Annotated in this window: 27 protein-coding genes; 16 read left to right on the top strand and 11 right to left on the bottom strand. The window is 61.6% G+C overall.

The features are described from left to right. Nucleotides 1-1,716: an ABC transporter ATP-binding protein gene (locus tag ACZ5J0_RS13190; RefSeq protein WP_223940589.1), complete on the top strand. Its 1,716-nt coding sequence runs from the start codon at nucleotides 1-3 to the stop codon at nucleotides 1,714-1,716. 173 nt (nucleotides 1,717-1,889) lie between these two features. On the opposite strand, the gene ACZ5J0_RS13185 is transcribed toward ACZ5J0_RS13190, so the two are convergent. Beyond that, on the bottom strand, nucleotides 1,890-2,732 hold the full coding sequence (locus tag ACZ5J0_RS13185) for an SGNH/GDSL hydrolase family protein (protein WP_464093268.1): 843 nt from the start codon (nucleotides 2,730-2,732) through the stop codon (nucleotides 1,890-1,892). A gap of 284 nt (nucleotides 2,733-3,016) precedes the next feature. Between ACZ5J0_RS13185 and typA the strand changes: the two genes are divergently transcribed. Both typA and ACZ5J0_RS13175 read left to right on the top strand, forming a co-directional pair. Beyond that, on the top strand, nucleotides 3,017-4,933 hold the full coding sequence (typA, locus tag ACZ5J0_RS13180) for a translational GTPase TypA (protein ID WP_464093267.1): 1,917 nt from the start codon (nucleotides 3,017-3,019) through the stop codon (nucleotides 4,931-4,933). Between the two features lie 33 nt (nucleotides 4,934-4,966). After that, nucleotides 4,967-5,398, top strand: a complete 432-nt coding sequence (locus ACZ5J0_RS13175) for a hypothetical protein (protein ID WP_166840044.1) — start codon at nucleotides 4,967-4,969, stop codon at nucleotides 5,396-5,398. Here ACZ5J0_RS13175 and ACZ5J0_RS13170 read toward each other — a convergent pair. Continuing rightward, on the bottom strand, nucleotides 5,331-5,519 hold the full coding sequence (locus ACZ5J0_RS13170) for a putative acetyltransferase (protein WP_464094730.1): 189 nt from the start codon (nucleotides 5,517-5,519) through the stop codon (nucleotides 5,331-5,333). The two genes, ACZ5J0_RS13175 and ACZ5J0_RS13170, sit on opposite strands and share 68 nt — an antisense overlap. A gap of 198 nt (nucleotides 5,520-5,717) precedes the next feature. On the opposite strand from ACZ5J0_RS13170, the gene fdxA reads away from it, so the two are divergent. The 3 genes from fdxA (at nucleotide 5,718) to ACZ5J0_RS13155 (ending at nucleotide 8,723) form a co-directional block, all read left to right on the top strand. Beyond that, on the top strand, nucleotides 5,718-6,044 hold the full coding sequence (fdxA, locus tag ACZ5J0_RS13165) for a ferredoxin (protein WP_017200392.1): 327 nt from the start codon (nucleotides 5,718-5,720) through the stop codon (nucleotides 6,042-6,044). Between the two features lie 14 nt (nucleotides 6,045-6,058). Then, a complete protein-coding gene (gene dapC / locus ACZ5J0_RS13160; protein ID WP_464093266.1) occupies nucleotides 6,059-7,207 on the top strand; it encodes a succinyldiaminopimelate transaminase in 1,149 nt (382 codons plus the stop codon). 232 nt (nucleotides 7,208-7,439) lie between these two features. Further along, on the top strand, nucleotides 7,440-8,723 hold the full coding sequence (locus tag ACZ5J0_RS13155; RefSeq protein WP_024817462.1) for a citrate synthase: 1,284 nt from the start codon (nucleotides 7,440-7,442) through the stop codon (nucleotides 8,721-8,723). 84 nt (nucleotides 8,724-8,807) lie between these two features. On the opposite strand, the gene galE is transcribed toward ACZ5J0_RS13155, so the two are convergent. Further along, nucleotides 8,808-9,848, bottom strand: coding sequence for a UDP-glucose 4-epimerase GalE (galE, locus tag ACZ5J0_RS13150; RefSeq protein WP_166840046.1), 1,041 nt, complete (start codon nucleotides 9,846-9,848; stop codon nucleotides 8,808-8,810). Between the two features lie 80 nt (nucleotides 9,849-9,928). Between galE and ACZ5J0_RS13145 the strand changes: the two genes are divergently transcribed. After that, on the top strand, nucleotides 9,929-10,555 hold the full coding sequence (locus tag ACZ5J0_RS13145) for a TetR/AcrR family transcriptional regulator (RefSeq protein WP_250821128.1): 627 nt from the start codon (nucleotides 9,929-9,931) through the stop codon (nucleotides 10,553-10,555). A 110-nt stretch (nucleotides 10,556-10,665) separates the two neighbouring features. After that, nucleotides 10,666-11,277: a hypothetical protein gene (locus ACZ5J0_RS13140; RefSeq protein WP_464093265.1), complete on the top strand. Its 612-nt coding sequence runs from the start codon at nucleotides 10,666-10,668 to the stop codon at nucleotides 11,275-11,277. Nucleotides 11,278-11,340: 63 nt separating this feature from the next. Here ACZ5J0_RS13140 and ACZ5J0_RS13135 read toward each other — a convergent pair whose 3' ends face one another. After that, a complete protein-coding gene (locus ACZ5J0_RS13135) occupies nucleotides 11,341-12,183 on the bottom strand; it encodes a transglycosylase SLT domain-containing protein (protein ID WP_464093264.1) in 843 nt (280 codons plus the stop codon). Between the two features lie 13 nt (nucleotides 12,184-12,196). Further along, entirely contained in the window at nucleotides 12,197-13,222 is a 1,026-nt protein-coding gene (gene dapD / locus ACZ5J0_RS13130) for a 2,3,4,5-tetrahydropyridine-2,6-dicarboxylate N-succinyltransferase (RefSeq protein WP_464093263.1), read from the bottom strand. Between the two features lie 85 nt (nucleotides 13,223-13,307). Between dapD and dapE the strand changes: the two genes are divergently transcribed. Further along, nucleotides 13,308-14,432, top strand: coding sequence for a succinyl-diaminopimelate desuccinylase (gene dapE, locus ACZ5J0_RS13125; protein WP_166840054.1), 1,125 nt, complete (start codon nucleotides 13,308-13,310; stop codon nucleotides 14,430-14,432). A 78-nt stretch (nucleotides 14,433-14,510) separates the two neighbouring features. Here the strand turns inward: dapE and ACZ5J0_RS13120 are convergent, their stop codons facing one another. The 4 genes from ACZ5J0_RS13120 to ACZ5J0_RS13105 form a co-directional block, all read right to left on the bottom strand. Next, nucleotides 14,511-15,359, bottom strand: coding sequence for an amino acid ABC transporter permease (locus ACZ5J0_RS13120; RefSeq protein ID WP_142938480.1), 849 nt, complete (start codon nucleotides 15,357-15,359; stop codon nucleotides 14,511-14,513). Beyond that, on the bottom strand, nucleotides 15,356-16,006 hold the full coding sequence (locus tag ACZ5J0_RS13115; RefSeq protein WP_011775440.1) for an amino acid ABC transporter permease: 651 nt from the start codon (nucleotides 16,004-16,006) through the stop codon (nucleotides 15,356-15,358). The genes ACZ5J0_RS13120 and ACZ5J0_RS13115 overlap by 4 nt, the downstream gene beginning before the upstream one ends. Before the next feature lie 93 nt (nucleotides 16,007-16,099). Next, complete coding sequence (locus ACZ5J0_RS13110; protein WP_142938481.1) at nucleotides 16,100-16,978, bottom strand: glutamate ABC transporter substrate-binding protein; 879 nt, start codon at nucleotides 16,976-16,978, stop codon at nucleotides 16,100-16,102. A gap of 56 nt (nucleotides 16,979-17,034) precedes the next feature. Next, nucleotides 17,035-17,790, bottom strand: a complete 756-nt coding sequence (locus ACZ5J0_RS13105) for an amino acid ABC transporter ATP-binding protein (RefSeq protein WP_062072913.1) — start codon at nucleotides 17,788-17,790, stop codon at nucleotides 17,035-17,037. A 163-nt stretch (nucleotides 17,791-17,953) separates the two neighbouring features. On the opposite strand from ACZ5J0_RS13105, the gene ACZ5J0_RS13100 reads away from it, so the two are divergent. The 4 genes from ACZ5J0_RS13100 to ACZ5J0_RS13085 all read left to right on the top strand — a co-directional run bounded on the left by ACZ5J0_RS13100 (nucleotide 17,954) and on the right by ACZ5J0_RS13085 (nucleotide 20,847). After that, complete coding sequence (locus ACZ5J0_RS13100; protein WP_187697133.1) at nucleotides 17,954-18,793, top strand: LOG family protein; 840 nt, start codon at nucleotides 17,954-17,956, stop codon at nucleotides 18,791-18,793. Nucleotides 18,794-18,819: 26 nt separating this feature from the next. Next, nucleotides 18,820-19,152 carry a DivIVA domain-containing protein gene (locus ACZ5J0_RS13095; protein WP_166840055.1) on the top strand — a complete coding sequence of 111 codons (333 nt, stop codon included), beginning with the start codon at nucleotides 18,820-18,822 and terminating at the stop codon, nucleotides 19,150-19,152. 101 nt (nucleotides 19,153-19,253) lie between these two features. After that, nucleotides 19,254-20,453: a hypothetical protein gene (locus tag ACZ5J0_RS13090; RefSeq protein ID WP_464093262.1), complete on the top strand. Its 1,200-nt coding sequence runs from the start codon at nucleotides 19,254-19,256 to the stop codon at nucleotides 20,451-20,453. 226 nt (nucleotides 20,454-20,679) lie between these two features. After that, entirely contained in the window at nucleotides 20,680-20,847 is a 168-nt protein-coding gene (locus ACZ5J0_RS13085; RefSeq protein ID WP_009357720.1) for a DUF3117 domain-containing protein, read from the top strand. A gap of 86 nt (nucleotides 20,848-20,933) precedes the next feature. On the opposite strand, the gene ACZ5J0_RS13080 is transcribed toward ACZ5J0_RS13085, so the two are convergent. Beyond that, nucleotides 20,934-21,566, bottom strand: coding sequence for an O-methyltransferase (locus ACZ5J0_RS13080; RefSeq protein ID WP_142938483.1), 633 nt, complete (start codon nucleotides 21,564-21,566; stop codon nucleotides 20,934-20,936). Between the two features lie 236 nt (nucleotides 21,567-21,802). On the opposite strand from ACZ5J0_RS13080, the gene sigE reads away from it, so the two are divergent. The 3 genes from sigE to ACZ5J0_RS13065 are packed head-to-tail and all read left to right on the top strand — an operon-like array spanning nucleotide 21,803 to nucleotide 23,772. Further along, complete coding sequence (sigE, locus tag ACZ5J0_RS13075; RefSeq protein ID WP_142938484.1) at nucleotides 21,803-22,426, top strand: RNA polymerase sigma factor SigE; 624 nt, start codon at nucleotides 21,803-21,805, stop codon at nucleotides 22,424-22,426. A 7-nt stretch (nucleotides 22,427-22,433) separates the two neighbouring features. Then, entirely contained in the window at nucleotides 22,434-23,381 is a 948-nt protein-coding gene (locus tag ACZ5J0_RS13070; protein WP_464093261.1) for a hypothetical protein, read from the top strand. Nucleotides 23,382-23,391: 10 nt separating this feature from the next. Then, the gene (locus tag ACZ5J0_RS13065) at nucleotides 23,392-23,772 is read left to right on the top strand and encodes a Sec-independent protein translocase family protein (protein ID WP_223940579.1); all 381 of its coding nucleotides are present in this window, start codon (nucleotides 23,392-23,394) and stop codon (nucleotides 23,770-23,772) included. A 51-nt stretch (nucleotides 23,773-23,823) separates the two neighbouring features. Here ACZ5J0_RS13065 and ACZ5J0_RS13060 read toward each other — a convergent pair whose 3' ends face one another. Continuing rightward, nucleotides 23,824-24,951 (bottom strand): Mrp/NBP35 family ATP-binding protein, encoded by a 1,128-nt coding sequence (locus ACZ5J0_RS13060; RefSeq protein ID WP_223940578.1) that lies wholly within the window; start codon nucleotides 24,949-24,951, stop codon nucleotides 23,824-23,826. Nucleotide 24,952: the final 1 nt, after the last annotated feature.

The raw sequence follows: 24,952 nt of genomic DNA, 5'->3' as shown, positions 1-24,952 counted from the left end.
ATGAACTCTTCAGTTCACATCAAGGAAGAAGTCGCCGGCTCTGAGCGTCCGCTGCTGGAGATCAGAAACCTTGCAATCAACTTCACCACCAGTAATGGTGAGGTCAACGCAGTAAGGAACGCTCATCTGACGGTCATGCCCGGCGAGACTGTCGCAATCGTGGGGGAGTCGGGCTCAGGAAAATCAACCTCAGCCCTGGCTGCCATTGGACTACTTCCCGGAAATGGCCGGGTGGCCGGCGGAGAAATTTTCTTTGACGGCGAGGACATTGCCCACGCGAGCGAGAAGCGCATGATCGAGCTCCGCGGCAATTCCATTGGCATGGTTCCTCAGGACCCCATGTCCAACCTGAACCCCGTGTGGAAAATCGGATTCCAGGTCAAGGAGACTTTGAAAGCGAACGGGCTCCCCTCAGGGCCCGAGGACGTCGCCAAGGTCCTCTCCGAGGCAGGCTTGCCCGACGCTTCGCGCAGAGCCAAGCAGTACCCGCATGAGTTCTCCGGAGGCATGCGTCAGCGTGCGCTCATTGCCATCGGACTTTCATGCCAGCCGCGCCTGCTGATCGCGGATGAGCCGACGTCGGCACTTGACGTTACGGTACAGCGGCAGATTCTGGATCACTTGGACAAGATGACGTCCGAGCTGGGTACAGCCGTGCTTCTCATCACCCACGATCTCGGCCTCGCCGCCGAGCGTGCGGACAAGGTGGTTGTCATGTACAAGGGCCAGGTTGTGGAGTCCGGGCCTTCGCTGGAGCTGCTCCGCAACCCACGGCACCCCTACACGAAGCGACTGGTCGCTTCGGCGCCGTCGCTGGCTTCACGTCGTATCCAAGTGGCTAAGGAGCAGGGGATCGAATCTGAGGAGCTGCTGGCTCCTGCAGAACCGGTGGTCGTCGAGGCAGCCCTGCCGGAGGAGGTTCTGAAAGTTGAGGACTTGACGAAGGTCTTCAAACTTCGTGGCGGCATTGGCAAGTCCACGGACTTCACTGCAGTCGACTCTGTTTCCTTTGCCGTTAAGCGCGGAACCACTACGGCCATTGTTGGCGAGTCCGGATCCGGCAAGTCGACTGTGGCGCAAATGGTTCTCAACCTGTTGGAACCGACGTCGGGAAAGATCATCTTTGACGGCGTGGATACGTCGACGCTCAGCAGCAAGGACCTGTTTAAGTTCCGTCGCCGGGTCCAGCCGATCTTCCAGGATCCCTACGGTTCCCTCGATCCCATGTACAACATCTTCCGCACCATTGAAGAACCGTTGAGAACACACAAGATCGGCAACAAGGCCAGTCGTGAGAAGAAGGTCCGTGAGCTGTTGGACCAGGTGGCCCTGCCGCAGTCCACCATGCGCCGGTACCCCAACGAGCTCTCGGGTGGCCAGCGGCAACGTATTGCCATTGCACGAGCCTTGGCTTTGGACCCTGAAGTCATCATCTGCGATGAAGCGGTCTCAGCATTGGACGTGCTTGTCCAAGCACAGGTGCTGAACCTGCTGGCTGATCTTCAGGACAACCTCGGCCTGACGTACCTGTTCATCACCCACGACCTCGCCGTGGTCCGGCAAATTGCCGATCACGTCTGTGTCATGCAGAAGGGCAAGCTCGTGGAGACCGGCAGCACGGATGATGTCTTCGACAACCCTCGAGAGGCATACACCCAGGCACTCCTGGACGCCATTCCGGGTGGTTCGCTGCTCTTGCCGCCAGAGGTGGCCTGACCGGCGTCGTACGTTCTCTTCGCCGTAACGCAACAGAGCCGGTGGTTCCCTGAGAAGGGGACCACCGGCTCTTGCCGTTTAAGGCACGTGTTGCGGGGCCCGCTCTGCAGGCCAAGGCGCTCACAAAGCATGCAAAGCGGGCCTCACAACGTTCGGGTTGACGACGGCGCGGGCTACTTCGCCGGCGGGGCGGTATCCGGGCGGGCCGTGAGGCCAAGGGCCGTGAATTCGCGAGCCAATGCTGCGCCCAGTTTCGCGTGCCCGGCAGGCTTCAGGTGCACGCCATCTTGGAGATCCCCGATCGCGTCGTAGCGGGTGAGCCAGTCGCCCGCACTGACGAACGGGATGGCGTGCTTGGCCGCGATACGTCCCAAGAGGGCGTCAATTTCCGTACGGCGTCCGCCGCCATTGCTCACGCCTCTGGCCAGGGTTCCAATCATGGCGAAGGTGGTTCCCGGGTAGCGCTTCTTGAGGGCAGCGAGGAGCCGCTCGGCATTGCTGGTGATCTGCGCGTCCGTGGCGCGTTGGGTGGCGTCATTGCCGCCACCCTGGATCACGATCAACGGTGGATCGCCAAAGGGCAACACCCAGTCTCCGCGTTGCAACGCATCGATGTAGTTGCCGGTTTTCCCGTTGGTTGCTACGTATCCTGTGCCGCCCATGCCCACGACGTGCAGTTTGTAGCCCATCGCAGCAATTCCTTGCTGCGGCCATGAATCCTTCGGCATGGATTGGGAATCGCCGATGAGTACAGCGGTGTGGCGAACGTCCGCCAGGACCAGCTCGCTGCGGTTATTCGCCGGGTTCTTGTACAGCGAGCCCACCGGTAGGTTGAGGGAACTGGGGGCAGGGGCCACTCGTAGCGGTTTATCGGCGGCCGCTGTCTGCGCGGGCACGGGCGCGCCTGATCCAGAGGGGGCGGTGATTGGCGCTGGGTTTGATCCGCAGCCCACCAGGAGAACGCCGGAGGCGATCAGTGGTGCGAGCATGCGGAACGCGGCCGGAGCTTGTCGCATCTATTGTTCTCCACGTGGCACTGGTTCTGGAGCCAATCATGCTGCACGCGACCGCGAAAATCCAGCATCTTGACTTGCGTTTACGTCACAACGCGGGAGTGTGAGCAGTGCCACATTCGGGGGGTGAATGGCTTGCTTTTTAGGCTCATAAATGCAACTGCGTTTAGACTGGATGCAGGTGCCCTGTGTCCCGGGGTCTTTTCGCTGTGTGTTCCGATCAAGTCGATCAGGTATGCGCGCGGATACAAACAGCTGACTTCACCACTGAAACGAGTCATTAACGCATGTCTGAAACCATCACCAACACTGCGTCGCGGAGCGATCTGCGCAACGTCGCGATCGTCGCACACGTTGACCACGGCAAGACCACGCTGGTCGACGCCATGCTCAAGCAGACCAACTCCTTCGCTTCCCATGGTGAGGTTGAGGACCGTGTCATGGACTCCGGTGACCTGGAGCGCGAAAAGGGCATCACCATCCTCGCCAAGAACACCACGGTTGCCTACAACGGCCCGTCGTCCAACGGCGAGACCATCACCATCAACGTCATTGACACCCCCGGCCACGCCGACTTCGGTGGCGAGGTAGAGCGCGGTCTGTCCATGGTTGACGGCGTCGTCCTGCTGGTCGACTCGTCTGAGGGTCCCCTGCCCCAGACCCGCTTCGTGCTGCGTAAGGCCCTCGCCGCCCACCTGCCGGTGATCCTCCTGGTCAACAAGACCGACCGCCCCGATGCCCGCATCGATGAAGTTGTCCACGAGTCCATGGACCTGCTCCTCGGCCTTGCCTCGGACCTTGCTGACGAAGTTCCGGACCTGGATCTGGACAAGGTCCTCGAAGTCCCCGTCGTTTACGCTGCCGCCAAGGTTGGCCGCGCTTCCCTGGAGCAGCCGGATAACGGTTCCGCTCCGGAGAACGAGGACCTCGAGCCGCTCTTCAAGACCATCATCGAGCACATCCCCGCTCCCACGTACAACCCGGACGGCGTGCTGCAGGCACACGTGACCAACCTGGACGCATCGCCGTTCCTTGGTCGCCTCGCCCTGCTCCGCATCTACAACGGCACGCTCCGCAAGGGCCAGACCGTGGCCTGGGCGCGCGCAAACGGTGAGCTCAAGAACGTCAAGATCACCGAACTGCTGGCCACCAAGGCTCTGACTCGCGTTCCCGCCGAAGAGGCCGGCCCGGGCGAAATCGTTGCTGTTGCCGGTATCGAGGAGATCACCATCGGTGAAACCTTGACGGATGCCGAGAACCCGCAGCCGCTGCCGCTGATCACCGTGGATGATCCCGCGATCTCCATGACCATCGGTATCAACACCTCGCCGCTGGCCGGCAAGGTCAAGGGCGCCAAGGTTACGGCCCGCCAGGTGAAGGATCGCCTGGACAAGGAACTGATCGGTAACGTCTCCATCAAGGTTCTCCCCACCGAGCGTCCCGACGCCTGGGAAGTTCAGGGCCGTGGTGAGCTCGCGCTGGCCATCCTGGTTGAGCAGATGCGCCGTGAAGGCTTCGAACTGACCGTTGGCAAGCCGCAGGTTGTTACCAAGACCATCGACGGCAAGCTCCACGAGCCGATGGAACACATGACCATCGACGTGCCGGAAGAATACCTCGGCGCCGTCACCCAGCTCATGGCTGCCCGCAAGGGTCGCATGACCAACATGGCCAACCACGGGACCGGCTGGTGCCGCATGGAGTTCATCGTTCCTGCACGTGGCCTGATCGGCTTCCGCACCCGGTTCCTCACGGACACCCGCGGCGCCGGCATTGCTGCCTCCATTTCCGAAGGCTACGAACCGTGGGCCGGCCCGATCGAGTACCGTACCAACGGTTCCATGATCGCCGACCGTGCCGGTGTTGTTACGCCGTTCGCCATGATCAACCTGCAGGAACGCGGTTCCTTCTTCGTGAAGCCCACCTCCGAGGTCTACGAAGGCATGATCGTGGGCGAGAACTCCCGCGCTGATGACATGGACGTGAACATTACCAAGGAAAAGAAGCTCACCAACATGCGTGCGGCTTCCTCCGACACCTTCGAGAACCTGACGCCGCCGCGCGACCTGACCCTCGAAGAGTCCCTGGAATTCGCCCGTGAGGACGAATGCGTTGAGGTCACCCCGGAATCCATCCGAATCCGCAAGGTCATCCTGGACTCGAACGATCGCGCCAAGGCCAACCGCGCCCGCGCCAAGTCCTAGCCTGGACTTTCTGACGCAGTCAGGAACAGCTGAATGAAGAAGAGAGCCGCCGGTATGGCACGCAGCATTGCTGCGGCCGTGCCGGCGGCTCTTTTTGTTGCCCTCGCCGGAACAGCGCTCCATCGGCAGACCGTACTGTGGTCCGGCGTTGAGCTCCCATGGGGCGTGGCCGCAGCTCTGCTGCTCGTGGCGTCCGTACAGTTGTGGCTCGCTGCCTGGTGCCGCTCGGTGGTACCGGCGGCGGTGGCAGGCGTGGTGAGCTACGCCGTCGTCGGAATCCTGTCCTCAGCCGGTCCGGCCAAGCAGTTGATTCCGGGCGACGCCGTGGGGAACGTCTGGGTTTTCGGCATCGGCGGAGTGACGTTAATCATGCTTGTGGTCATCAGCCGGCTGCCCGTCAGTCGGACGCGGCGCGCACGGATTGCCGGCGCGGCGGCGGAGGTGGAACCTCTTTCGCGGCGATAACCATTGCCAGCGGAATGTCGACGTCGGACGTGCGGGTCCGGACTGTACAGGCGCCTTCGGTGGTTCCTACCAGATAGCCGAGTGCGTCCGTCAAACCGTCCTCGATCCTGTACCGGACCACTACCCGGATTCCTGGCTCTGCGTTGAGGAGGAACTGTTGGGGCGGCACATTCGGGGGAGTCACCGTTTCATACTAAGACGCGGGCTAGGTTGGCGTTAGCGCACTGTTGGATAATAGGCTCGGAAGTTGAGTGCCCGGCATGATGCCGGCAGTGTTACCCCGGCCATCGCCGGGACAAACCGTGGAGAGGTCTGGGACGTGACGTACGTAATCGCGCAGCCGTGTGTGGATGTCAAGGACAAGGCATGTATTGAAGAGTGCCCTGTCGACTGCATTTACGAAGGTGAGCGTTCCCTCTATATCCACCCCGATGAATGTGTCGACTGTGGTGCTTGTGAACCTGTGTGCCCTGTTGAGGCCATTTACTACGAGGATGACACCCCGGAAGAATGGGCCGACTACTACAAGGCCAACGTTGAGTTCTTTGATGACCTGGGTTCCCCTGGCGGAGCCGCCAAGATCGGAAACACGGGCAAGGACCACCCGTATATCGCTGCACTGCCCCCGCAGAACCAAGACCACTAAGGGCGGTTGTTTCCTTGATTTCCGCGGCGCCGGCTTTCGGCCTGAACCTGCCTGACTACCCGTGGGAGGCTATGGCGCCGTATGTTGCCACAGCCGCTAAACACCCCGGTGGCGCAGTGAATCTTTCCATCGGCACGCCGGTGGACCCCACTCCCGAACTCATCCGTGAGGCCCTAGCGGCGGCCTCGGACGCCCATGGTTACCCCACGGTGCACGGCACAGAGGCCCTGCGCCAAGCCGTGGTGGACTGGTTCGCCAGCCGCCGCGGCGTGCCGGGGCTGGACCCCAAGGACGTCATGCCAACCGTTGGCTCCAAGGAGCTCGTGGCCTGGTTGCCGTTCCTGCTCGGTTTGAGCGCCGGCGATGTTGTTGTCCGGCCTACCGTTGCCTACCCGACGTACGATATCGGCGCCTCACTTGCAGGTGCCACGGCAGTTGCTGCGGATGACCTCGACGAACTTGATGCAGCCACCCGCGCGAAGGTTCGTTTGATCTGGATCAACTCGCCCGGCAATCCCACCGGTAGCGTCCGTGATGTTGAGTCACTGCAGCGGATCGTGGGCCAGGCCCGCGAGCTCGGCGCGGTGGTGGCTTCGGATGAATGCTACGCCGAGCTGGGTTGGGGCGTATGGGATGCCCAACGCGGGGGAGAAGCCGTGCCCAGCATCCTGGATCCCCGCGTCACCGGCGGCTCCACGGACGGCCTGCTGTGCGTGTACTCGCTGAGCAAGCAATCCAACCTTGCCGGATACAGGGCAGCCTTCGTTGCCGGGGATTCGGCTATTATGGCCAACCTGGTGAACAGCCGTAAGCATGCGGGCATGATTGTTCCCTACCCCGTGCAGGAAGCCATGCGCGTTGCACTGGGCGATGCCAGCCACGTGCTGGCCCAAAAGGACCTGTACCGCGGACGCCGCGAGAGGATTGTGCCTGCGCTGGAGAAGTTCGGGCTGACCATCCACGAATCCAAGGCCGGGCTCTATCTGTGGTCCACGGCCGGAGAAACCACGTGGGACACCGTGGCTCGATTCGCTGACCTCGGCATTGTGGTGGGCCCGGGCGTTTTCTATGGAGACGCCGGTAACGGATTCATCCGGGTGGCCCTCACCGGCAGTGACGAACGAATCGATGCCGCAGTTGAACGGCTTGCCACAGCCTCATAACAATGCTGTGACTTGCGCCACTAATAGCGTCATTCCGCCAGTAACCGGACGGTACGGATTAGTTCCGTAGGGTTACTGGCGGTAGCTTTTTAACTGACTATCAATGGTGGCCTTCTCTAAGAATGCACTTCGGCCGTTGGAGCCCTGCAACAGTAGGGCCGAAGGCGGCGGCACCAGAAGGTGGTTGGACAAGCGTTCGATAGAGGCCCTGAGGCCTCATGAAGGGGACTCCATGACTGAGACCACCAGCGCGACACTGCGCCATGCCGGCGGCGAACTCGAACTGCCGCGCATCAAGGTTGTAGAAGGAAACGAAGGCTACGACGTTTCCAAGCTGCTGAAGCAGACGGGCGCCGTTGCCTATGACCCCGGCTTCATGAACACAGCGGCCACTACCTCGGCCATCACCTACATCGACGGTGACGCAGGCATCCTGCGCTACCGCGGTTACCCCATTGAGCAGCTCGCGCAGCACTCGAGCTTCCTCGAAGTTTCCTACCTGCTGATCTACGGCAACCTTCCCACTCCTACGGAATTGGAAGAGTTCGATCAGAAGATCCGCCGCCACACACTCCTGCACGAAGAGCTCAAGGGCTTCTTCGGCGGGTTCCCGCGTGACGCCCACCCCATGCCGGTGCTCTCCTCGGCTGTTTCTGCGCTGTCCACGTTCTACCAGGACTCGCTGGATCCCTTCAACGCGGAGCACGTGGAAGTTTCCACCATCCGCCTGATGGCCAAGTTGCCGGTCATTGCTGCCTACGCGCACAAGAAGTCCATCGGCCAGCCGATGCTCTACCCGGATAACTCCATGAACCTGGTGGAGAACTTCCTGCGCCTGAGCTTCGGTCTTCCGGCCGAGCAGTATGAGATGGATCCGGTAGTGGTCAAGGCACTGGACCTCCTGCTCATCCTGCACGCAGACCACGAGCAGAACTGTTCCACGTCCACCGTGCGTCTTGTGGGCTCGTCCAACGCCAACCTCTTCGCGTCGGTGTCCGCCGGCATCAACGCCCTCTTCGGCCCCGCACACGGTGGCGCCAACGAGGCCGTGCTGAAGATGCTCCGCCAGATCCAGGCCGACGGCATCAAGCCCGAGGACTACATGGAGAAGGTCAAGAACAAGGAAGACGGCGTCCGCCTCATGGGCTTCGGACACCGTGTCTACAAGAACTACGATCCCCGCGCCAAGATCATTAAGGCAACGGCACACGAAGTTCTGGGCAAGCTCGGCGGCAACGACGAACTGCTGGACATCGCCATGCGCTTGGAAGAGAAGGCCCTGGCTGACGACTACTTCATCCAGCGCAAGCTGTACCCGAACGTCGACTTCTACACCGGCCTCATCTACAAGGCCATGGGCTTCCCGGAGAAGATGTTCACCGTACTGTTCGCCATTGGACGCCTCCCGGGCTGGATTGCCCAGTGGCGCGAAATGATCAACGATCCCCAGACGAAGATCGGCCGTCCGCGGCAGCTCTACACAGGGGAGCCGGAGCGCAACTACCCGGCCAACTGACACGGCAGCAGCGTTAATAACGACGGCGGCCGCTTACCTCGCGCGAGGTGAGAGGCCGCCGTCGTTGGTTGCGGTGCTTGCAGACTAGGCGTTGTTCGCCGCTGCAGGCTGAGCAGAGTTGTAGCCGTAGGGGTTGTTCTTCTGCCAGCGCCAGTGGTCCTCGCACATCTGGTCCACCGTCTTGGTGGTGGACCAACCGAGGTCTGCAAGGGCGGAGGAAGCGTCCGCCCAGAAAGCGGGGAGATCGCCGGCCCGGCGGCCGGTGATCTCGTAGGGGATGGGCTGGCCCACGGCCTTCTCGAAGGACCGCAGAACCTCCAGGACGGAGGAACCGCGGCCCGAGCCAAGGTTCCAGCGGCGGACACCGGCACGCTCAGCGATGTAGTTCAGGGCTGCTACGTGCCCATCGGCCAGGTCAACCACGTGGATGTAGTCGCGCTGGGCTGTGCCATCGGGGGTGTCGTAGTCTCCGCCGAAGACCATGAGCTTCTCGCGGCGTCCCACGGCTACCTGCGCGATGAAGGGGACAAGGTTGTTGGGGATGCCCTGGGGGTCCTCGCCAATGCGGCCGGACGGGTGTGCTCCCACGGGGTTGAAATAGCGCAGCAGTGCGATATGCCAGCGGTCGTCCGCGTTGCCAAGGTCAGAGAGGATGTCCTCGATCTGCTCTTTGGTGCGGCCGTACGGGTTGTTGGCGCCGATTTCCATCTTCTCGATGTACGGGATGGGGTTGTGCTCACCATAGACCGTGGCGGAGGAGCTGAAGACGATGGAGCGGACGTTGTGCTTGTCCATGGCTCGGAGCAGGTTAAGGGTGCCCACAATGTTGTTGTAGTAGTAGGCGAGGGGTTCCTGGACGGACTCGCCTACGGCCTTCAGGCCGGCGAAGTGGATCACGGCGTCGATCTGGTGCTGGTCGAAGACCGCCTCAACGGCAGGCTCATCCACCAGATCCACCTTGTGGAAGGCGGCGGTCTTGCCGGTGAGCTCGGAAACGCGGCGGAGGGATTCCTCGCTGGAGTTCACGAGGTTGTCGAGCACAACGACGTCGTGGCCGGCTTCCTGGAGGGACAAAACGGTGTGGGAACCGATGTAGCCGGTGCCACCCGTGACAAGAATTTTCATGGTTCCTACGCTATCGGAAATTGGAGCCACGCCGCTCTCTGTTGAGCGGTGTTGAAGCACGTTCGTGCTAAAAACAATTAGTGCCCAAAATTGTTGATGCCGAAGCCCGGCGCCATGAAGTTGTCCAAGCCGTCTTCCGGATCATTGCCAGCGATGGCTTGGAACGGGCATCACTGAGGGAAGTGGCTGACGAAGCAGAACTGGCTGTTGGTTCGGTGCGCCACTACTTCGCAAGCAGCGATGAGCTCTTGGTCTTCTCCTTCGGGGCAGTGATCGATCGCATCGTAGGCCGCCTTGAAGCGGCACTTGCATCGGTCGAGGATGCGTCGCCGGACAGCGCCGAACAACACGATGCCGTGCTATACCTCCTCGGCCAGTTCCTGCCGTTGGACGAGGAACTGGCGGTAGACGCTTGTGTATGGATGGCGTTCCGGCAGGCTGCCCGGATCAGGCCGGTCCTGGCCGCTGAAGCCGAGCGCAGCCACCGCACCGTGGCCGCCGTCGTCGGTCGCCTCATCCTGATCCTTAACCCCGGTGAAGCTGACGCCCGGCAAACCCTTGTGACTGAAGCGGAGAGGCTCCTTGCCACCATGGACGGCTTGTGCATGCACGCATTGCTGCAGCCCGAGTGGATGACCGCAGAGATGTGCAGCGACGTCCTCACGGCTCACCTGCGGTCCCTCAGGGCCGCGCCATCCAGCCGCTAAGCGTCATTGCGTCGGCCGAGCCCCATAAGAGGCGGATGACGCCATTACCGTGCGGAGTCATCGGGAATAGACTGGAACATGTCGGGGACCTGCCAAAGGGAGGAATTCGCATGCACGAGTCAGGCGGCCCGGGATGGCGCATCACCATGGATACGTCCGGGCCGATGCTCATCGCCCTGTACTTGCGCGACGTAGCGGGACTTGATGGCGCCGGAAAACCCATACTCTCGCACGCAACACCAAAAGTCCGGCATGCAGACCATAAACACCTCACTTCTGATGTGGGTGGCCTCCCTGCACTGAAGACCGAGTGGGAGGCTTGGTGGGAGAGTCTGGTGAAGTCCTATCCCCATCCGGCCCCGGAGCTCTCGCCGCCCAGCTTCAAGGCTTTTGGCAACTCACCGGCCCTTCAACGCGTTCTGCAAGCTCATTTTGGCTCTGCCTTGGGGTGGGCCACCGACAGGATCGATGAGTATGCCAACCTTGAGGCCACCCGTGAAGCCAACGGGATGACACAGGTGCTGAGCGAAATGGTGGAGGACAGGCTTCTTGAAGTTGGCCGCAATTCCCATGACTTCGAACTCACCATTATTGAGTTGCCGCTCAATGAACCCCGTGCCTGGTATTTGGAACCCAACACCATGATCATGAGCCACCAACTGCTCTCCGAGCCGGATGTCTTCCGCAGCTACGTCCAACCTGTGGTGGAGATTCTCGCCTGAGCGAGTTTTTGGACAGATACGGCCCTTAAGACGCGCGTATAAGGGCGGGAGCTGTACAAAAACTCAGGTGGCGGGGGCGGAGACCGTGATGGTGACCATCTCAGATGGGGCGGCAGAAGGTTGCCAGCCGTCCCGTTTCTCCCGGTTCCACGTCTGGCCAGCAACGTCCACCTGGGTAATGGACAGCGTCTTGGCGTTGGCCACTGCCCAATGGGCCACAGCCCAGGCCAGTGTTCCATCGATGTCCAGCTGCACCGAGCGGCCCTGTACGGTGGCCGCTTGGGTGCCGAACGCCGTCGTGAGTTCATCAACGACGGCGGCAGGGTCACCAGCCGCCTCGGGCATGCGCAGTTCGCAGTTCAGTGCAGCCTCGGAGTGACCGGTGAGAGCAGAAGCGAAGGCCCTGCCCATGCCTTCGTGCTGGGCATAAGCGCGGGGGAAGGCTGAACGTTGGACCGCTTGGGCGGCCTGGGTGATCTCCATGGATTCGTAGCCTGGGACCTTAACCAAGCCGTCATAGAACGCGTTCGATGCGTAGACGGGGTCCATGACCTGTTCTTCGGTTCCCCATCCCTGCGAGGGCCTTTGCTGGAACAGTCCACGGGAGTCCGGGCCGGCGTCATCGCCGTAGTTGATGTTCCGCAGCCTGGATTCCTGCATGGCTGTGGCCAGGGCAATGGTTGCTGCCCGTGGTGGAAGCCCTCGCTGGACGGAGATTGCGGAGATGAGTGAAGCATTGGCTGTCTGATCCGTGGCGAGCTCGTGGCTTTCGGGACCGACCATGGCGAGGCAGCGCTCCGTGACAAGTGTCTCGGAGCGCTGCAGCACTGCAACTATCGCGTAAATGGCACCTGCTACGAGGGCCAAAGCCAGCACCGCAACTATGGCGCGGCGGAACCGGCGCATTGATTCTCTCCTGCTAATTGGCGTGGAGAGCCTCGTTCAGCTCCACCGTTTGGCCCTTGCGGGGAAGTACTTCCACGCCGCCGGTGGTGGAGTTGCGGCGGAAGAGCAGGTTGGGAACGCCGGAGAGTTCCACGGCTTTGATGATCTTGGTGGTGTCCTCGCCGTTTTCGTCTTTGGGGCCCGGAACGCGGACACGGGTACCGGCGGTGACGTAGAGTCCGGCCTCCACCACGGAGTCGTCACCAATGCTGATGCCTACGCCGGAGTTGGCACCGAGCAGGACGCGCTCGCCCAGTGCGATCTTTTCCTTGCCGCCACCGGAGAGCATGCCCATGATGGATGCTCCGCCGCCAACGTCTGTACCGTCGCCGGCAACAACGCCAGCAGAGATGCGGCCTTCCACCATGGAGGTGCCCAGGGTGCCGGCGTTGAAGTTCACGAAGCCTTCGTGCATCACAGTGGTGCCCTCGGCGAGGTGGGCACCCAAGCGGACGCGGTCGGCGTCGGCAATGCGCACACCCGTGGGAACCACGTAGTCAACCATCCGCGGGAACTTATCCACGCCGTACACCACAACGTTGCCGCGCTTGCGAAGGCGTGCGCGGGTCAACTCGAAGCCGTCAACGGCGGCGGGGCCGAAGTTGGTCCACACCACGTTGGGCAGCTTGCCGAAGACGCCGTCCAGATTGATGCTGTTCGGTTTGACCAGGCGGTGGGAGAGGAGGTGCAAACGCAGGTAAGCATCGGCAGTGTCTGCCGGGGCGGCGTCGAGGTCGATCTGCGCGAAGACCACTTTCTGCTCCGTCCCGCGGGCGGCATCCTTGCCGTCGTTGGCCAGTGCAGTGAGCGCGGGGTCGGCATTCTCAACGTCACGGAGGGTTTCGGCCGCAACGCCAAGTGCGGGTGCCGGGTACCAGACGTCCAGCACGGTTGCTTCCCCGGAAGCCGAGGTGGCGATGGTGGCCAGGCCGAAGCCATAAGCCGATCGGGGGTTGGCGGGCGCGGTTGCGGGCACAGCAGAGGAAGCAGTTTCAGTCATGCGCCAAGTCTATCCAGCAGGCGGAGGTCGGTTAAAACCTGTCTCACACCACAGAAGTCGCATTTGCGGGCATTAGGCTGGACGGGTGACTTTGAACCCTGCCCCCGCCCTCCTTGACCTGCGCCAGGACGTTGCCTTGCTGACGGCTGCGATCATCGACTTCAACAGCGTTTCCGGCAACGAGACCGAACTCGCCGACGCCGTCGAGGCAGCTTTGCGCGCCATTCCTGCCTATACCGTGATTCGGGACGGCGACGCCATCATTGCACGGACCGAACTCGGGCGCTCGGAGCGTGTCATCCTGGCCGGACACCTGGACACCGTGCCCCTGCCCACGGTTGAGGGCTCCTTGGGTACAGTTCCGGCCACCTGGGAGTCCGGCGTTCCTGGTGAAGGCGTGCTGTATGGCCGTGGAACCACGGACATGAAGGGCGGCGTGGCGGTGCAGCTGGCGCTTGCGGCAACACTGTTCGACGACGGCAGGCAGCCGGACAAGGACGTCACCTTCGTCTTTTATGACCATGAAGAGGTGGAAGCGGTCAAGAGCGGACTCGGCAGGTTGGTTCGGAACCACGGAGATCTGCTGAAGGGTGACTTCGCAATCTTGTTGGAGCCAACCCACGGCACGGTGGAAGGTGGTTGCAACGGAACCAGCCGTTTCGAGGCCACCACTATCGGCGAAACAGCCCACTCTGCGCGTGCCTGGATGGGCGTCAACGCGATCCACGCCGCGGCACCCATCCTGGCGCGGCTCGCCGCTTACGAGCCACAGACCATCAACGTGGACGGCCTGGATTACCGCGAAAGCCTGAACGCCGTGAAAATCAACGGGGGCACGGCAGGGAACGTCATCCCGGACCGCTGCGTGGTGGAGATCAACTACCGTTTCGCTCCGGACAAGAATCCGGACCAGGCAGAGGCCACCGTCAGGGAGCTTCTGGAAGGATTCGACGTCGTCCGTACAGACGCTGCTGCCGGCGCGAGGCCCGGACTTAGTCACCCCGCCGCCGCGTCCTTCGTCGCCGCAGTGGGTGCCGAGCCCAAACCCAAATACGGATGGACCGACGTCGCGCGTTTCAGTGAACTGGGCATCCCGGCGGTGAACTTCGGCCCCGGCGATCCTTTGCTGGCGCACAAGGACAACGAGCACGTCGACGCCGATGCCATCCGTGAGTGCCTCCGTGCACTGAGGACGTGGCTGGCGCCGTAGTCCCGAGCACGTTCAAGAAATCAAAAACGGCGGGTCCGGTTCCATTGGAACCGGACCCGCCGTTTGCTTGCCAGAGAACTACTTGGCGGTGGGAACCGCTCCGGCTGCGGTCGCCTTGGCCGTGCCGCCAGCGGTTTTTTTGGAACCGCGGCGTTCAATCCAGATGGCAATCCGCGACACTGTCAGGTTGATCAGGATGTAGATGGCCGCGCCCACAAAGAACGCCGGGAACAGGAAGTCCGGGCCCAGGAAGTCGGCCATGATCTGGATCTTCCGGAGCAGTTCCTCGTAACCGACGATGTAGCCCAGCGAGGTGTCCTTGAGCAGAACCACCAACTGGGCAACCAATGAGGGAAGCATGCGGCGCACAGCCTGCGGGAATTCGATGGACATCCGTGACTGGAAGCTGCGGAGGCCAATGGCCAAACCAGCCTCGCGTTGTCCCTTGGGGAGGGACTGGATGCCGGCACGGAGAATTTCAGCGAAGATAGCGGCGTTGTAGAGAACCAGGCCAACAACAACGGCTTGGAACTGTCCCGTGGCGAAAACCAGCAGGACGAACAACATCATGAGCACCACAGGCATGCCGCGGAGGAACTCCAGCACTACCTGCGTTGGTATACGGACCCAGGGAATCAGGGAGATGCGCAGGAGGCAGAGCGCGATACCCAGGGGGAACGCGATCACGGCTGCAACGGCAGCAGCGGTCAGGGTGGAAACGATGCCCTGGCCGATCAGGTTCCAGACGTCCGGCGCCATGGGGCCGTAGAAAATCTCCCAGCGGTCGGCATCGAAGATACCCTGCTGCGCCAGCGTTATGACAGCGATAGCCAGGATGCCAAGAATGATCAGAACGCCGGCGGCAGAGCCGATGAGCGAATAGAGGCGGGCCTTGGGCCCGGGGACGTCGTAAAGGACCGATGTCATCGGGCAATCGCCACCTTTCGTTCAACAAAGTGCGCCAGGAGTCCCAAGGGAACTGTGATCAAGAGGTAGAAGAACGCCACCCCGAGGAGGATCCAGAGGACCTGGTTGCCGTAGTCGTTGGAGAGCTGCCGGCCGTAACCGAAAAGCTCCAGGACGAAGAATGCGCCGGCCACCGAGGAGTTTTTGACCAAGGCAATCAGGATGTTGATCAACGGGGGTATGACGGTCCGCACGGCTTGGGGGAGGACGATGAAGCCGAGGACCTGGGTGAAGGTCATGCCGACGCTGCGGGCAGCTTCTGCCTGGCCCACAGGCACGCTGTTGACACCGGAACGGACCGCTTCGGCGATGAAGGCGGCCGTGTAGCTGCTCAACGCGATGATGGCAGCAACTTCGAATTGTTCGAACTTGACGCCCAATCGGGGCAAAACAATGGCGGCGAAAAAGAAAATGATGGTCAACGGGGTGTTACGCGCCACTTCAACATAGAACATGCTGAAACCGCGAAGTGCTGCCACGGGGGAAACCCTCATGGCCGCCAGGAGTGTGCCGACAATGAGGGCAATGATTCCTGAAATTACGGAGAGATACAGGGTTCGGAGAAATCCGTCCCAGTATTCGGGGAGGCTTGCTATGACGGCGTCCATGGCTTCCTTTGGCTGCAGCTAATCAGGGAACAGGGTCCTGGATTCGTCAACTGCCGCCGCCCGGAGGGGGCGGCGGCAGTTGACGGGTCCCGACTAGTAGCGGTTGATCGTAGGAAGTTCAGGTGCGGTCTTGATGACCTTGCCTGCTGTGGCTTCCCAAGCCTTCTTGTAGGTATCGTCCTTGGCGAAGCCCTCAAGCTGATCGTTGATCCAGTTGCGGAAGACAGTGTCATCCTTCTTCAGACCGATGCCGTAAGGCTCCTTGGTGAAGGTTTCATCCGAGGCGAGCTTGAAAGCATCCGGTTCCTTGTCCACATAGCCGGCAAGGATCACGTTGTCAGTGGTGACCGCGACGACCTGCTTGTTGCGCAGCGGTTCCAGGCAAGCGGTGTAGGTGGCCGCGGGGACTACCTCTGCGTTGTACTTCTCGGCGATGGTCTTGGCCGGGGTGGAACCCGTAACGGAGCAGACCTTCTTGCCGGCAACATCTTCAGGCTTGGTGATGGAGTTGTCGTCCTTATTCACCAGCAGAGCCTGGCCAGCTTCGTAGTACGGTCCGGCGAAGGAGACCTTTTCCTTACGGGCATCGTTGATGGTGTACGTGGCGATAACGAGGTCCACGCGACCCTGCTCGATGAACGACTCGCGGTTTTGGGAGACCGTCTCTACCCACTCGATCTTGTCCGCGGCGATGCCCAGTTTTGCGGCGATTGCCTTGCCCATTTCAACGTCGAAACCGACAGGCTTGCCATCAAGGCCCTTTTGGCCGAACAACGGCTGATCGAATTTGGTTCCGATCTTGATGGTCCCGGCCTTGTTGAGCTTCTCCATGGTGGTGCCGGCTTCGAAGCTTGCCGAAGCAACCGGGGGAGTAGTTGTGGTGCTGCCGCCGCCGCAAGCGCTCAGCGAGAGAGCAAGCGCAGCCGATGCGGCCACCAGGAGTGACTTCCTCCGGGTAATAAGAGACTTCATGGTGTTCCTTTCATATGGGTGGCCGCCTTACGGCCGGGGGTGCTGGCGGTAAGGAGCTAGTGGGTCAATAGCTTGGACAAGAAGTCCTTTGCGCGGGTGCTCTTCGGGTTGGTGAAGAATTCCTCGGGGGTGGCGTCCTCGACGATCTGGCCGTCAGCCATGAACACCACGCGGTCGGCAGCCTTGCGGGCGAAGCCCATCTCGTGGGTGACCACGATCATGGTCATGCCTTCCTTGGCCAGCTGGATCATGACGTCCAACACTTCGTTGATCATCTCGGGGTCCAGTGCCGACGTAGGTTCGTCGAACAGCATGACCTTAGGCTTCATGGCAAGAGCGCGGGCAATGGCCACACGTTGCTGCTGGCCGCCTGAGAGCTGGGCGGGAAGCTTCGGGGCTTGGTGGCCAACGCCTACGCGTTCCAGGAGGGCCATGGCTTCCTTGTCGGCCGTACCCTTGGCCACTTTCTTCACCTTGATGGGACCCAGCGTGACGTTCTCAAGAATCGTCTTGTGGGCGAACAGGTTGAAGGACTGGAAGACCATGCCGACGTCGGCACGCAGGTGCGCGAGGTCCTTGCCTTCTTCGGGAAGCTTCTTCCCGTCGATGGCGATGTCGCCGTCGTCGATTGTTTCCAAGCGGTTGATCGCACGGCAGAGAGTGGATTTACCGGATCCGGATGGTCCGATAACCACCACCACTTCACCCTTCTTAACCTGAAGGTTGATGTCTTTGAGGACATGCAATTGACCGTAGTGCTTATTGACGCCGTTCAGGGAGACGAGGGCATCGCCGGACGCTTGAGTAGTCATACGACGAATCTAGCGAACAAAGAAGCAAATATGACCACGGTCACGGCAACTTCCTGAAGATCGTGACTGAACAGAAACCTGCCCCACAGCGATATACCAGACTGCAATGCAAGATGCGGGTCGCTGCCACGGAGCGCGCCGTCATCCGCGCTAGCCTTGGGCAATGAGCATGAGCCAGCACCACGTTCCCCGTCCGGATGCCAACGGCCGCGTCACGGGCACCCATGTGCCCCTCCCTTCGGAGGTCGCCCCCGCCAAGCACAAAGGCTCCCTTGAGCTTCGGCGCAAACAGGCTGACACGGGAATGTCGGACCAGCATTTGCTGGATACCAGCGGTGCCGGGCAGTTCATCCACACCGATCCGTGGCGTGTCCTGCGAATCCAGAGTGAGTTCGTAGAGGGCTTCGGAGCCTTGGCTGATCTGGGTCCTGCCGTTAGTGTGTTTGGCTCCGCGCGGACCAAACCCGGATCCGAGTACTACGAGATGGCCGTGGATGTGGGCCGCAAGCTTGCTGAAGCCGGCGTGGCCGTGATTACCGGCGGTGGCCCGGGATCCATGGAAGCTGCCAATAAGGGCGCTGTGGAGGGCAATGGCGTTTCCGTTGGCCTGGGCATCGAACTTCCCTTCGAGCAGGGGCTCAACCAATGGGTGGATTTGGGCATCAATTTCCGCTACTTCTTCGCCCGCAAAACCATGTTCGTCAAGTACGCGCAAGGCTTCGTGGTGCTTCCCGGAGGACTAGGGACTCTCGATGAATTGTTCGAAGCCATGGTGCTGGTGCAAACACGTAAGGTCACTTCCTTCCCCATTGTTCTTCTGGGAGTGCGGTTCTGGGGTCCCATGATCGAGTGGATCCGGGAGACCTTGGTGGCAGAGGGCATGGTTTCGGAGAAGGACCTTGACCTGATCCAGTTGGTGGATGACCCCGCCGACGCCGTGCACCGCGTCCTACATGGCGCGCCGTTGCCTCCGACTCCCAACGGAGACCAGCGCCCGGAGTAGACCTTCGTTTCTGGCACGATGGACCTGTGAGCTTTTTCCTGGTGTTTCTCGCGATAGTCCTCGTCGGCGCTGCGTTGTATCTCGGTGCCGGAATCGTCAAGGGGCGCTCTCTTGGATCGGGACTGGAGCAACCCGTTCCCAACCTGCCCGCTGTCCTGCTGCCGGAGGACGCCAAGCCCGTCGACGTCGATTCCCTCCGTTTTGCGCTTGGCCTCCGTGGCTATCGGATGGATCAGGTGGACCAGGTCCTCGACGAGCTCAGGGACCAGTTGCAGGCCAAGGATCGCGAGATCCAACGGTTGGGCGCGCTGGTTCAGCGTCGTGGCGAGGACGGCGAAACCGGCCGGACCCGGCAGTGAGCTCGCGGACTCCAGCCTCGCAGCCCCCTGGCTCAAAGACGCAAGGGGCGCGGGGACCCGCGGACCGGCTGTCCTTGGGTCTATCAGCTGCCGTCGCCGGAATGGCCGGATGGCCTTGGTGGCTGCAGGTTACCTTGATATTTGTGGTGGCCCGGCTGGTCAGTGCCTGCATCTTCATGGCGGCAGCCATTCACCAAGGAACCAACCCGTGGTTCCCGCCCGCTCCGGATTACTGGAACTTCATCACTATCTGGGATGGACGCTGGTATCAGGAAGCGGCTGATAAGGGCTATCCCTCGGTCCTGCCCGTGGACGCGAACGGCGTCGTTCAGCAAAACGCATGGGCGTTCTATGCACTCTTTCCCTTCCTGGCCCGGGGTCTCGCGGCAGCCACCGGGATAGGAACCCTCCCGGCGCTCACCATCATCGCCATGGTGGCGGGTGTGGGCGCCGCTTTGGTGATTTACAAGCTCTTCCGCGAGTTCGCAGGTAAGCGCGCGGCGCTGTGGGGCGTCGTCTTCGTTTCCACTTTTCCGGTGTCCCCAATCCTTCAGGTCCCGTATGCCGAGTCCTTAAACCTGCTGCTGTTGTCCGGCTCGTTGTTGCTGGTGGTCCGCGGCCGATATCTGGCGGCAATTCCGGTAGTGCTTCTCATGTGTCTTTCCAGGCCCACGGGAGTCCCGTTTGCCGCCATGGTGGGATTGCTGTTGCTCTGGCGTCTGTGGCAGCGCTTCAGGCCTTCGGGGACGCTGTCAGCCCCCGCGTCAGGCGGTGACGACGCGACGTCGGTGCGCAGCTTGCTCTCGCTGGGGGCGATGGTGCTTGCGGCGGGCATTGGAGCTCTCGCGTGGCCAGCCATTGCCTGGGCAACCACCGGTGAACTCACTGCCTACACACGCACGGAAACAGCGTGGCGGGGGCACGATCTTGTGCCTTTCAAGCCGTGGTTCGACACGGGTCGGATGCTGTTCGGTCCTGTGTTGGGCGTGTTGGCCCCGTTCGTCTTCACGGCGCTTTTCGTGCTGGTCATGATGTCCAGGCCGGTCAGGGCGCTGGGAACTGAGTTGCGGCTTTGGTGCGCTTGTTACATGGGCTACCTGCTGGTCTTCCTTCACCCCCAGACCAGTACCTTCAGAATGCTGCTGCCGCTTTTTCCCCTGGCCTTGGCGGTGGCGTTGCTCTCCAAATCCAAAGCGTACCGGGGGACGGTCGTGGTGATGTTCGTCCTCCTCCAGATCGTCTGGGTGGTGTGGCTGTGGGCGTGGGCTCCGCTCCCCGGCGGCGGGGACTATCCGCCCTGACGTGGACGTTTGCCGCGCCGGCGGAGTATGTACAAAGTCCGGACAAATGCGCGTTTGATTAGCTACGGACAGGTAATTACGGGATAATAGGACAAGAGCAAGGACAAAGCACCGAAAAGTGCCCGGCCAAGGCGGCCTCCCAAGCGGTGCCGCCGGCTGCAATTGCGACGCGGAACCAGCCCGGCCGGGTTGGCGTGACTTGGGACAAATGGAGGGGATTTTCCTAATGGCGGCTATGAAACCACGTACCGGCGACGGCCCTATGGAAGTTACCAAAGAGGGACGCAGCTTGATCATGCGTGTGCCGCTCGAAGGCGGAGGACGACTCGTTGTCGAACTCAACGCTGCGGAAGCGGCCAACCTCAAGGAATGCCTCGTAGGCGTTACTGAATAGGCATTTGGATAGATTTACAAAGCAGGGCCCGGAAAACCGGGGCCCTGCTTTTGTTTAACCTGCTTTTCCTGATGCTGGCAGGCACCCTACTTCTTGACGGCCACCAGAAGGCCGTCGCCCGTCGGCAGCATCGCCGACGCCAACCGGTCGTCGTCGCGGATGGCCTTCACAATCTGACGCAGAACCACCGTGGTTGCCTCACGCGCTGCCGGGTTGGCGACGCGGTCCTTGTCCAAAGCATCGTTGATCACCAGGGTGCCGCCTGATTTCAGGAGGCGGATTGCCTGTTCCACGTATTTGGGGAAGTTGGGCTTGTCGGCATCGATGAACACGAGGTCGTACGCGGAGTCGGTCAGTCGTGGCAACACATCCGCCGCGCGGCCTGAAATGGTGCGGGTACGGTTGGCAGGGCTACCGGACTCAAGGAATGCTTCCCTGGCGGCCTTCAAATGCTCGACGTCCACATCGATGGTGGTCAGCACGGCATGGGGGCTGAGGCCACGCAGCAGGCAAACCCCGGACACTCCTGCCCCGGAGCCAACTTCCACCACTGTCTGCGCTTTGGACGCCGCGGCAAGCACTGTCAGCACCGCACCCACACCGGGGCTGATGGGGGTAACACCCAGCTCAAAGGACCGCTCACGGGCGCGCAACAACACGTCATCCTCAGCCGGCAGATCTTCTGCGTAGGACCAGCTGCTTGACTTGTCGGCACTCATGAAGGGGTTCGCTTTCCGCGGGAAGGGGTGTTTGTACCAAGACTACTGTGTCCGCACGGGTAAACCCGCTGAAGGGATGCTCCCTGGGGCTGTGTCCATGGCCGTTTTCAGCCTTGCGGAGAAATCGCCGTCCAGTCAGGAAATTCCCAGACAAACTTGGGATGATAATGCTCCGGTCATCCATGAGGTGGGCGGCACCGAAAGTTCGGTGAACCACAGTTTGAGGGGAGTGGACGATGCCGGCATCGCATGCTGCGCCAGTCCAAACAGCGGAAAGCCTGGAGGCCGTTACTGACTGGGTCATGCCCAGCTGGGAGGAAGTGGTGTCAAACCACTCCGCCAAGGTATATCGCCTCGCCTATCGCCTGACCGGCAACAAGTACGACGCCGAAGACCTCACCCAGGAAGTTTTTGTCAGGGTGTTCCGTTCCCTGGAAAACTTCAAACCCGGAACCTTGGATGGCTGGTTGCACCGCATCACCACCAACCTGTTCCTGGACGGGGCACGGCGCAGGAGCAGGATCCGCTTCGATGCGCTCGCCGAAGATGCCGAATCCCGTTTGCCGGGCCGTGAACCCGGACCTGAGCAGAGCTTCGAGCACAATAACCTTGACCTCGACGTCCAGCGCGCTTTGGAAGAACTCCCGCCGGACTTCCGCGCCGCCGTGGTGCTGTGTGATCTTGAAGGTCTTTCCTATGATGAAGTCGCCGAGGCGCTCGGTGTGAAACTGGGAACTGTCAGGTCCCGAATCCACCGCGGGCGGACCATGCTCCGGGAGAAACTGGCCCACCGCGATCCCCGCCCGGCAGAGGCGCGCAAGCCGCGGTTGAAGATGCCCCGCATCGCCAGCATTCTTTAGGTTGTCGATGCCTCGACGTCCCCTTCGTCCGGGAGCCCCGCCCCGGCGCACCTTGGCTTCGCTGCGCCATACTCGCAGCACGGAACACCTGCAGCACTGCGCTGAATGCCGCTTGGCCCTCCGCCGCGAACGGCAGTACATTGAGCGCCTTCGTGGCGCGGCCGTACCTGAAGCCAGCCAGGACCTTGCCGCGCGACTGATCCAGCACACGGAACGCCTGGCGAACGATCCTGGACCGGCTGGCTCGACGCCGCACTTCCCACCGCTGCGAAATTCGTACCGTCGTTTCCCGGGCCTTCGTATGGCAGGCATTGCTGCGGGCACCCTGATGGTCAGTGCGGGTGCACTGGCTGTGTCTGCCTACGTGATCGCCGGCGATGCCGAGCCGCAAGTCCTCGCGGGAACAAGCAGCGCCAGCGGGTTTGCCGGTGCCTGGACGGGCAGCCCCGCCGATGCCATGGTGGGACCTGCGTTCCGAGCCGGGAGCACCGTCAGTTTGAGCCCTGACCAGTTGGATTCACTTCGGGCAGAAGGTTGGGCGTGCCCTGAGCTGTCAGCAATGGGCTTCCACGTTGTATCCGCCCAAGCAACCAAGCACAATGGCAACCCTGCTGTAGAGATCCGGCTGGAAAACAACGGTCACTTTGCCACCATCGTGGAGGAACACTTGCCTGCGAACCGAGAACCGGGGCAATCTACATCCGCGCAACTCTCACTCACGCAGGGAACCCCATGGAAGGCTGTCTACACCATGCCTGCAGCCGTTATCAGTTACGCCTCCGACCTTCCGGCGGACACTGCGGACGATGCTGTCCCTGAAATCGTCCGCGCGGGGGAGTCCATGTCCATGGCTCCTGCACCGGAAGATCAGGAGCCGTGGTACAAAAGGGTGCTGCGAGGCGTGCAAACCCTACTCCGTCCTGCCGGTTTAGGAGCGGCACCAGAGACAAGGTAATCTTCGTTACGTGCTTGGAATCAATGGCCCGGAGTTCATACTTCTTCTGATTATCGGCGTACTCGTCATCGGTCCCAGCCGTTTGCCCGAATACACTCAAAAGCTGGCCAACCTGGTTAAGGAAGTGCGTCGGATGGCATCCGGCGCCCGCGAGCAGATCAAAGAAGAAGTCGGCATCGACATCGATGAGGTCGATTGGAAGAAATACGATCCCCGCCAGTATGATCCCCGGCGCATCATCAAGGATGCTCTTCTTGATGACGAGAAACCTGTCAGTGCCGGAGCGCCCGCTGCTGCCGCTGCCGTAGACGTTAAACCCAAGACCCCGGTGCGGGTCATTGAGCGGCTGGCCGAGGGCGAAGCCGCCCCCTTCGATTCCGAAGCGACCTGAGCCGAACTAGAAGCAAGCTCTGCCGAGGTCCGTCGGCCCAGGCCTCGTGACTTAGCGGGGCTGGATCCCCAACGGCATGCCGGACAGCCCGCGGGGCCGCGTGGCCAAAGAGGCAGCAATACCCTCCAGCGCTTTCGCGGCAGCCGTCTCTGGTGCTGCCAGAACCACAGGCTTCCCGGCGTCGCCACCCTCCCGCAATCGGATGTCCAGCGGAATCTGGCCGAGGAGCGGAACGCTGGCGCCCACGGCAGAGCTCAACCGCTCAGCCAGGATGGCGCCCCCGCCGCTTCCGAACAATTCCATGCGTTCGCCGTCGGGCATTTCCAGGTAGGACATGTTCTCGATAATGCCGGCCACCTTCTGTCCGGTCTGGGTGGCGATGGTGCCGGCTCGTTCGGCCACATCAGCGGCAGCTGCCTGCGGGGTGGTCACTACCAGAATCTCTGCGTTGGGTAAAAGCTGCGCCACGGAGATGGCGATGTCCCCCGTGCCGGGAGGCAGATCCAGGAAGAGGGCATCGAGGTCGCCGAAGTAGACATCGGTCAGGAATTGTTCAAGGGCCCTGTGCAGCATGGGGCCGCGCCATGCCACTGGCTGGTTGCCGTCAACGAACATGCCAATGGAAATGACCTTGACGCCGTAGGCCACGGGCGGAAGGATCATGTCGTCCACCTGCGTGGGTTTTTGGGTGATCCCCATCAGCCCGGGCACGGAAAAGCCGTGCACGTCGGCGTCCACGATGCCCACACGGAGGCCTTGGGCGGCCAGTGCGCAGGCCAGATTAACAGTGACAGAGGATTTGCCTACACCGCCTTTTCCGCTGGCCACGGCGTACACCTTGGTCAGGGAACCGGGTTTAGTGAAGGGTATGCCGCGTTGTCCGGCGGGTCCGCGGAGCTGTTCCTTGAGGGCTTCACGCTGTGCCGGCGTCATGACCTTCAGCTCCACGTCTACACCGGTGACGCCTTCCACGTGGAGGAGGGCGTCTGTAGCGTCCTTGGTAATTGTTTCCCGCAGGGGGCACCCGGCGATGGTCAGCAGAACAGCCACATGCACGGTGCCGTCATCATTGGCCGATACCGATTCCACCATGCCAAGTTCGGTAATGGGGCGCCGTAGCTCGGGATCAATGACGGTTGCCAAGGCAGCATTCAGTGCCTCGACCGATGCGATGCTCATA

This window comes from Arthrobacter sp. DualSoilB13 (assembly GCF_055389195.1).
This window is presented reverse-complemented; position numbering and strand designations above follow the sequence as displayed.

What these genes read in the sequence shown, in the direction of transcription:
- ACZ5J0_RS13190 (WP_223940589.1), top strand. Translation starts at nt 1, where the DNA reads ATGAACTCTTCAGTTCACATCAAGGAAGAAGTCGCCGGCTCTGAGCGT.
- ACZ5J0_RS13185 (WP_464093268.1), bottom strand. Translation starts at nt 2,732, where the DNA reads ATGCGACAAGCTCCGGCCGCGTTCCGCATGCTCGCACCACTGATCGCC.
- typA (WP_464093267.1), top strand. Translation starts at nt 3,017, where the DNA reads ATGTCTGAAACCATCACCAACACTGCGTCGCGGAGCGATCTGCGCAAC.
- ACZ5J0_RS13175 (WP_166840044.1), top strand. Translation starts at nt 4,967, where the DNA reads ATGAAGAAGAGAGCCGCCGGTATGGCACGCAGCATTGCTGCGGCCGTG.
- ACZ5J0_RS13155 (WP_024817462.1), top strand. Translation starts at nt 7,440, where the DNA reads ATGACTGAGACCACCAGCGCGACACTGCGCCATGCCGGCGGCGAACTC.
- galE (WP_166840046.1), bottom strand. Translation starts at nt 9,848, where the DNA reads ATGAAAATTCTTGTCACGGGTGGCACCGGCTACATCGGTTCCCACACC.
- ACZ5J0_RS13140 (WP_464093265.1), top strand. Translation starts at nt 10,666, where the DNA reads ATGCACGAGTCAGGCGGCCCGGGATGGCGCATCACCATGGATACGTCC.
- ACZ5J0_RS13135 (WP_464093264.1), bottom strand. Translation starts at nt 12,183, where the DNA reads ATGCGCCGGTTCCGCCGCGCCATAGTTGCGGTGCTGGCTTTGGCCCTC.
- dapD (WP_464093263.1), bottom strand. Translation starts at nt 13,222, where the DNA reads ATGACTGAAACTGCTTCCTCTGCTGTGCCCGCAACCGCGCCCGCCAAC.
- ACZ5J0_RS13120 (WP_142938480.1), bottom strand. Translation starts at nt 15,359, where the DNA reads ATGACATCGGTCCTTTACGACGTCCCCGGGCCCAAGGCCCGCCTCTAT.
- ACZ5J0_RS13115 (WP_011775440.1), bottom strand. Translation starts at nt 16,006, where the DNA reads ATGGACGCCGTCATAGCAAGCCTCCCCGAATACTGGGACGGATTTCTC.
- ACZ5J0_RS13110 (WP_142938481.1), bottom strand. Translation starts at nt 16,978, where the DNA reads ATGAAGTCTCTTATTACCCGGAGGAAGTCACTCCTGGTGGCCGCATCG.
- ACZ5J0_RS13105 (WP_062072913.1), bottom strand. Translation starts at nt 17,790, where the DNA reads ATGACTACTCAAGCGTCCGGCGATGCCCTCGTCTCCCTGAACGGCGTC.
- ACZ5J0_RS13100 (WP_187697133.1), top strand. Translation starts at nt 17,954, where the DNA reads ATGAGCATGAGCCAGCACCACGTTCCCCGTCCGGATGCCAACGGCCGC.
- ACZ5J0_RS13090 (WP_464093262.1), top strand. Translation starts at nt 19,254, where the DNA reads ATGGCCGGATGGCCTTGGTGGCTGCAGGTTACCTTGATATTTGTGGTG.
- ACZ5J0_RS13085 (WP_009357720.1), top strand. Translation starts at nt 20,680, where the DNA reads ATGGCGGCTATGAAACCACGTACCGGCGACGGCCCTATGGAAGTTACC.
- ACZ5J0_RS13080 (WP_142938483.1), bottom strand. Translation starts at nt 21,566, where the DNA reads ATGAGTGCCGACAAGTCAAGCAGCTGGTCCTACGCAGAAGATCTGCCG.
- sigE (WP_142938484.1), top strand. Translation starts at nt 21,803, where the DNA reads ATGCCGGCATCGCATGCTGCGCCAGTCCAAACAGCGGAAAGCCTGGAG.
- ACZ5J0_RS13070 (WP_464093261.1), top strand. Translation starts at nt 22,434, where the DNA reads ATGCCTCGACGTCCCCTTCGTCCGGGAGCCCCGCCCCGGCGCACCTTG.
- ACZ5J0_RS13060 (WP_223940578.1), bottom strand. Translation starts at nt 24,951, where the DNA reads ATGAGCATCGCATCGGTCGAGGCACTGAATGCTGCCTTGGCAACCGTC.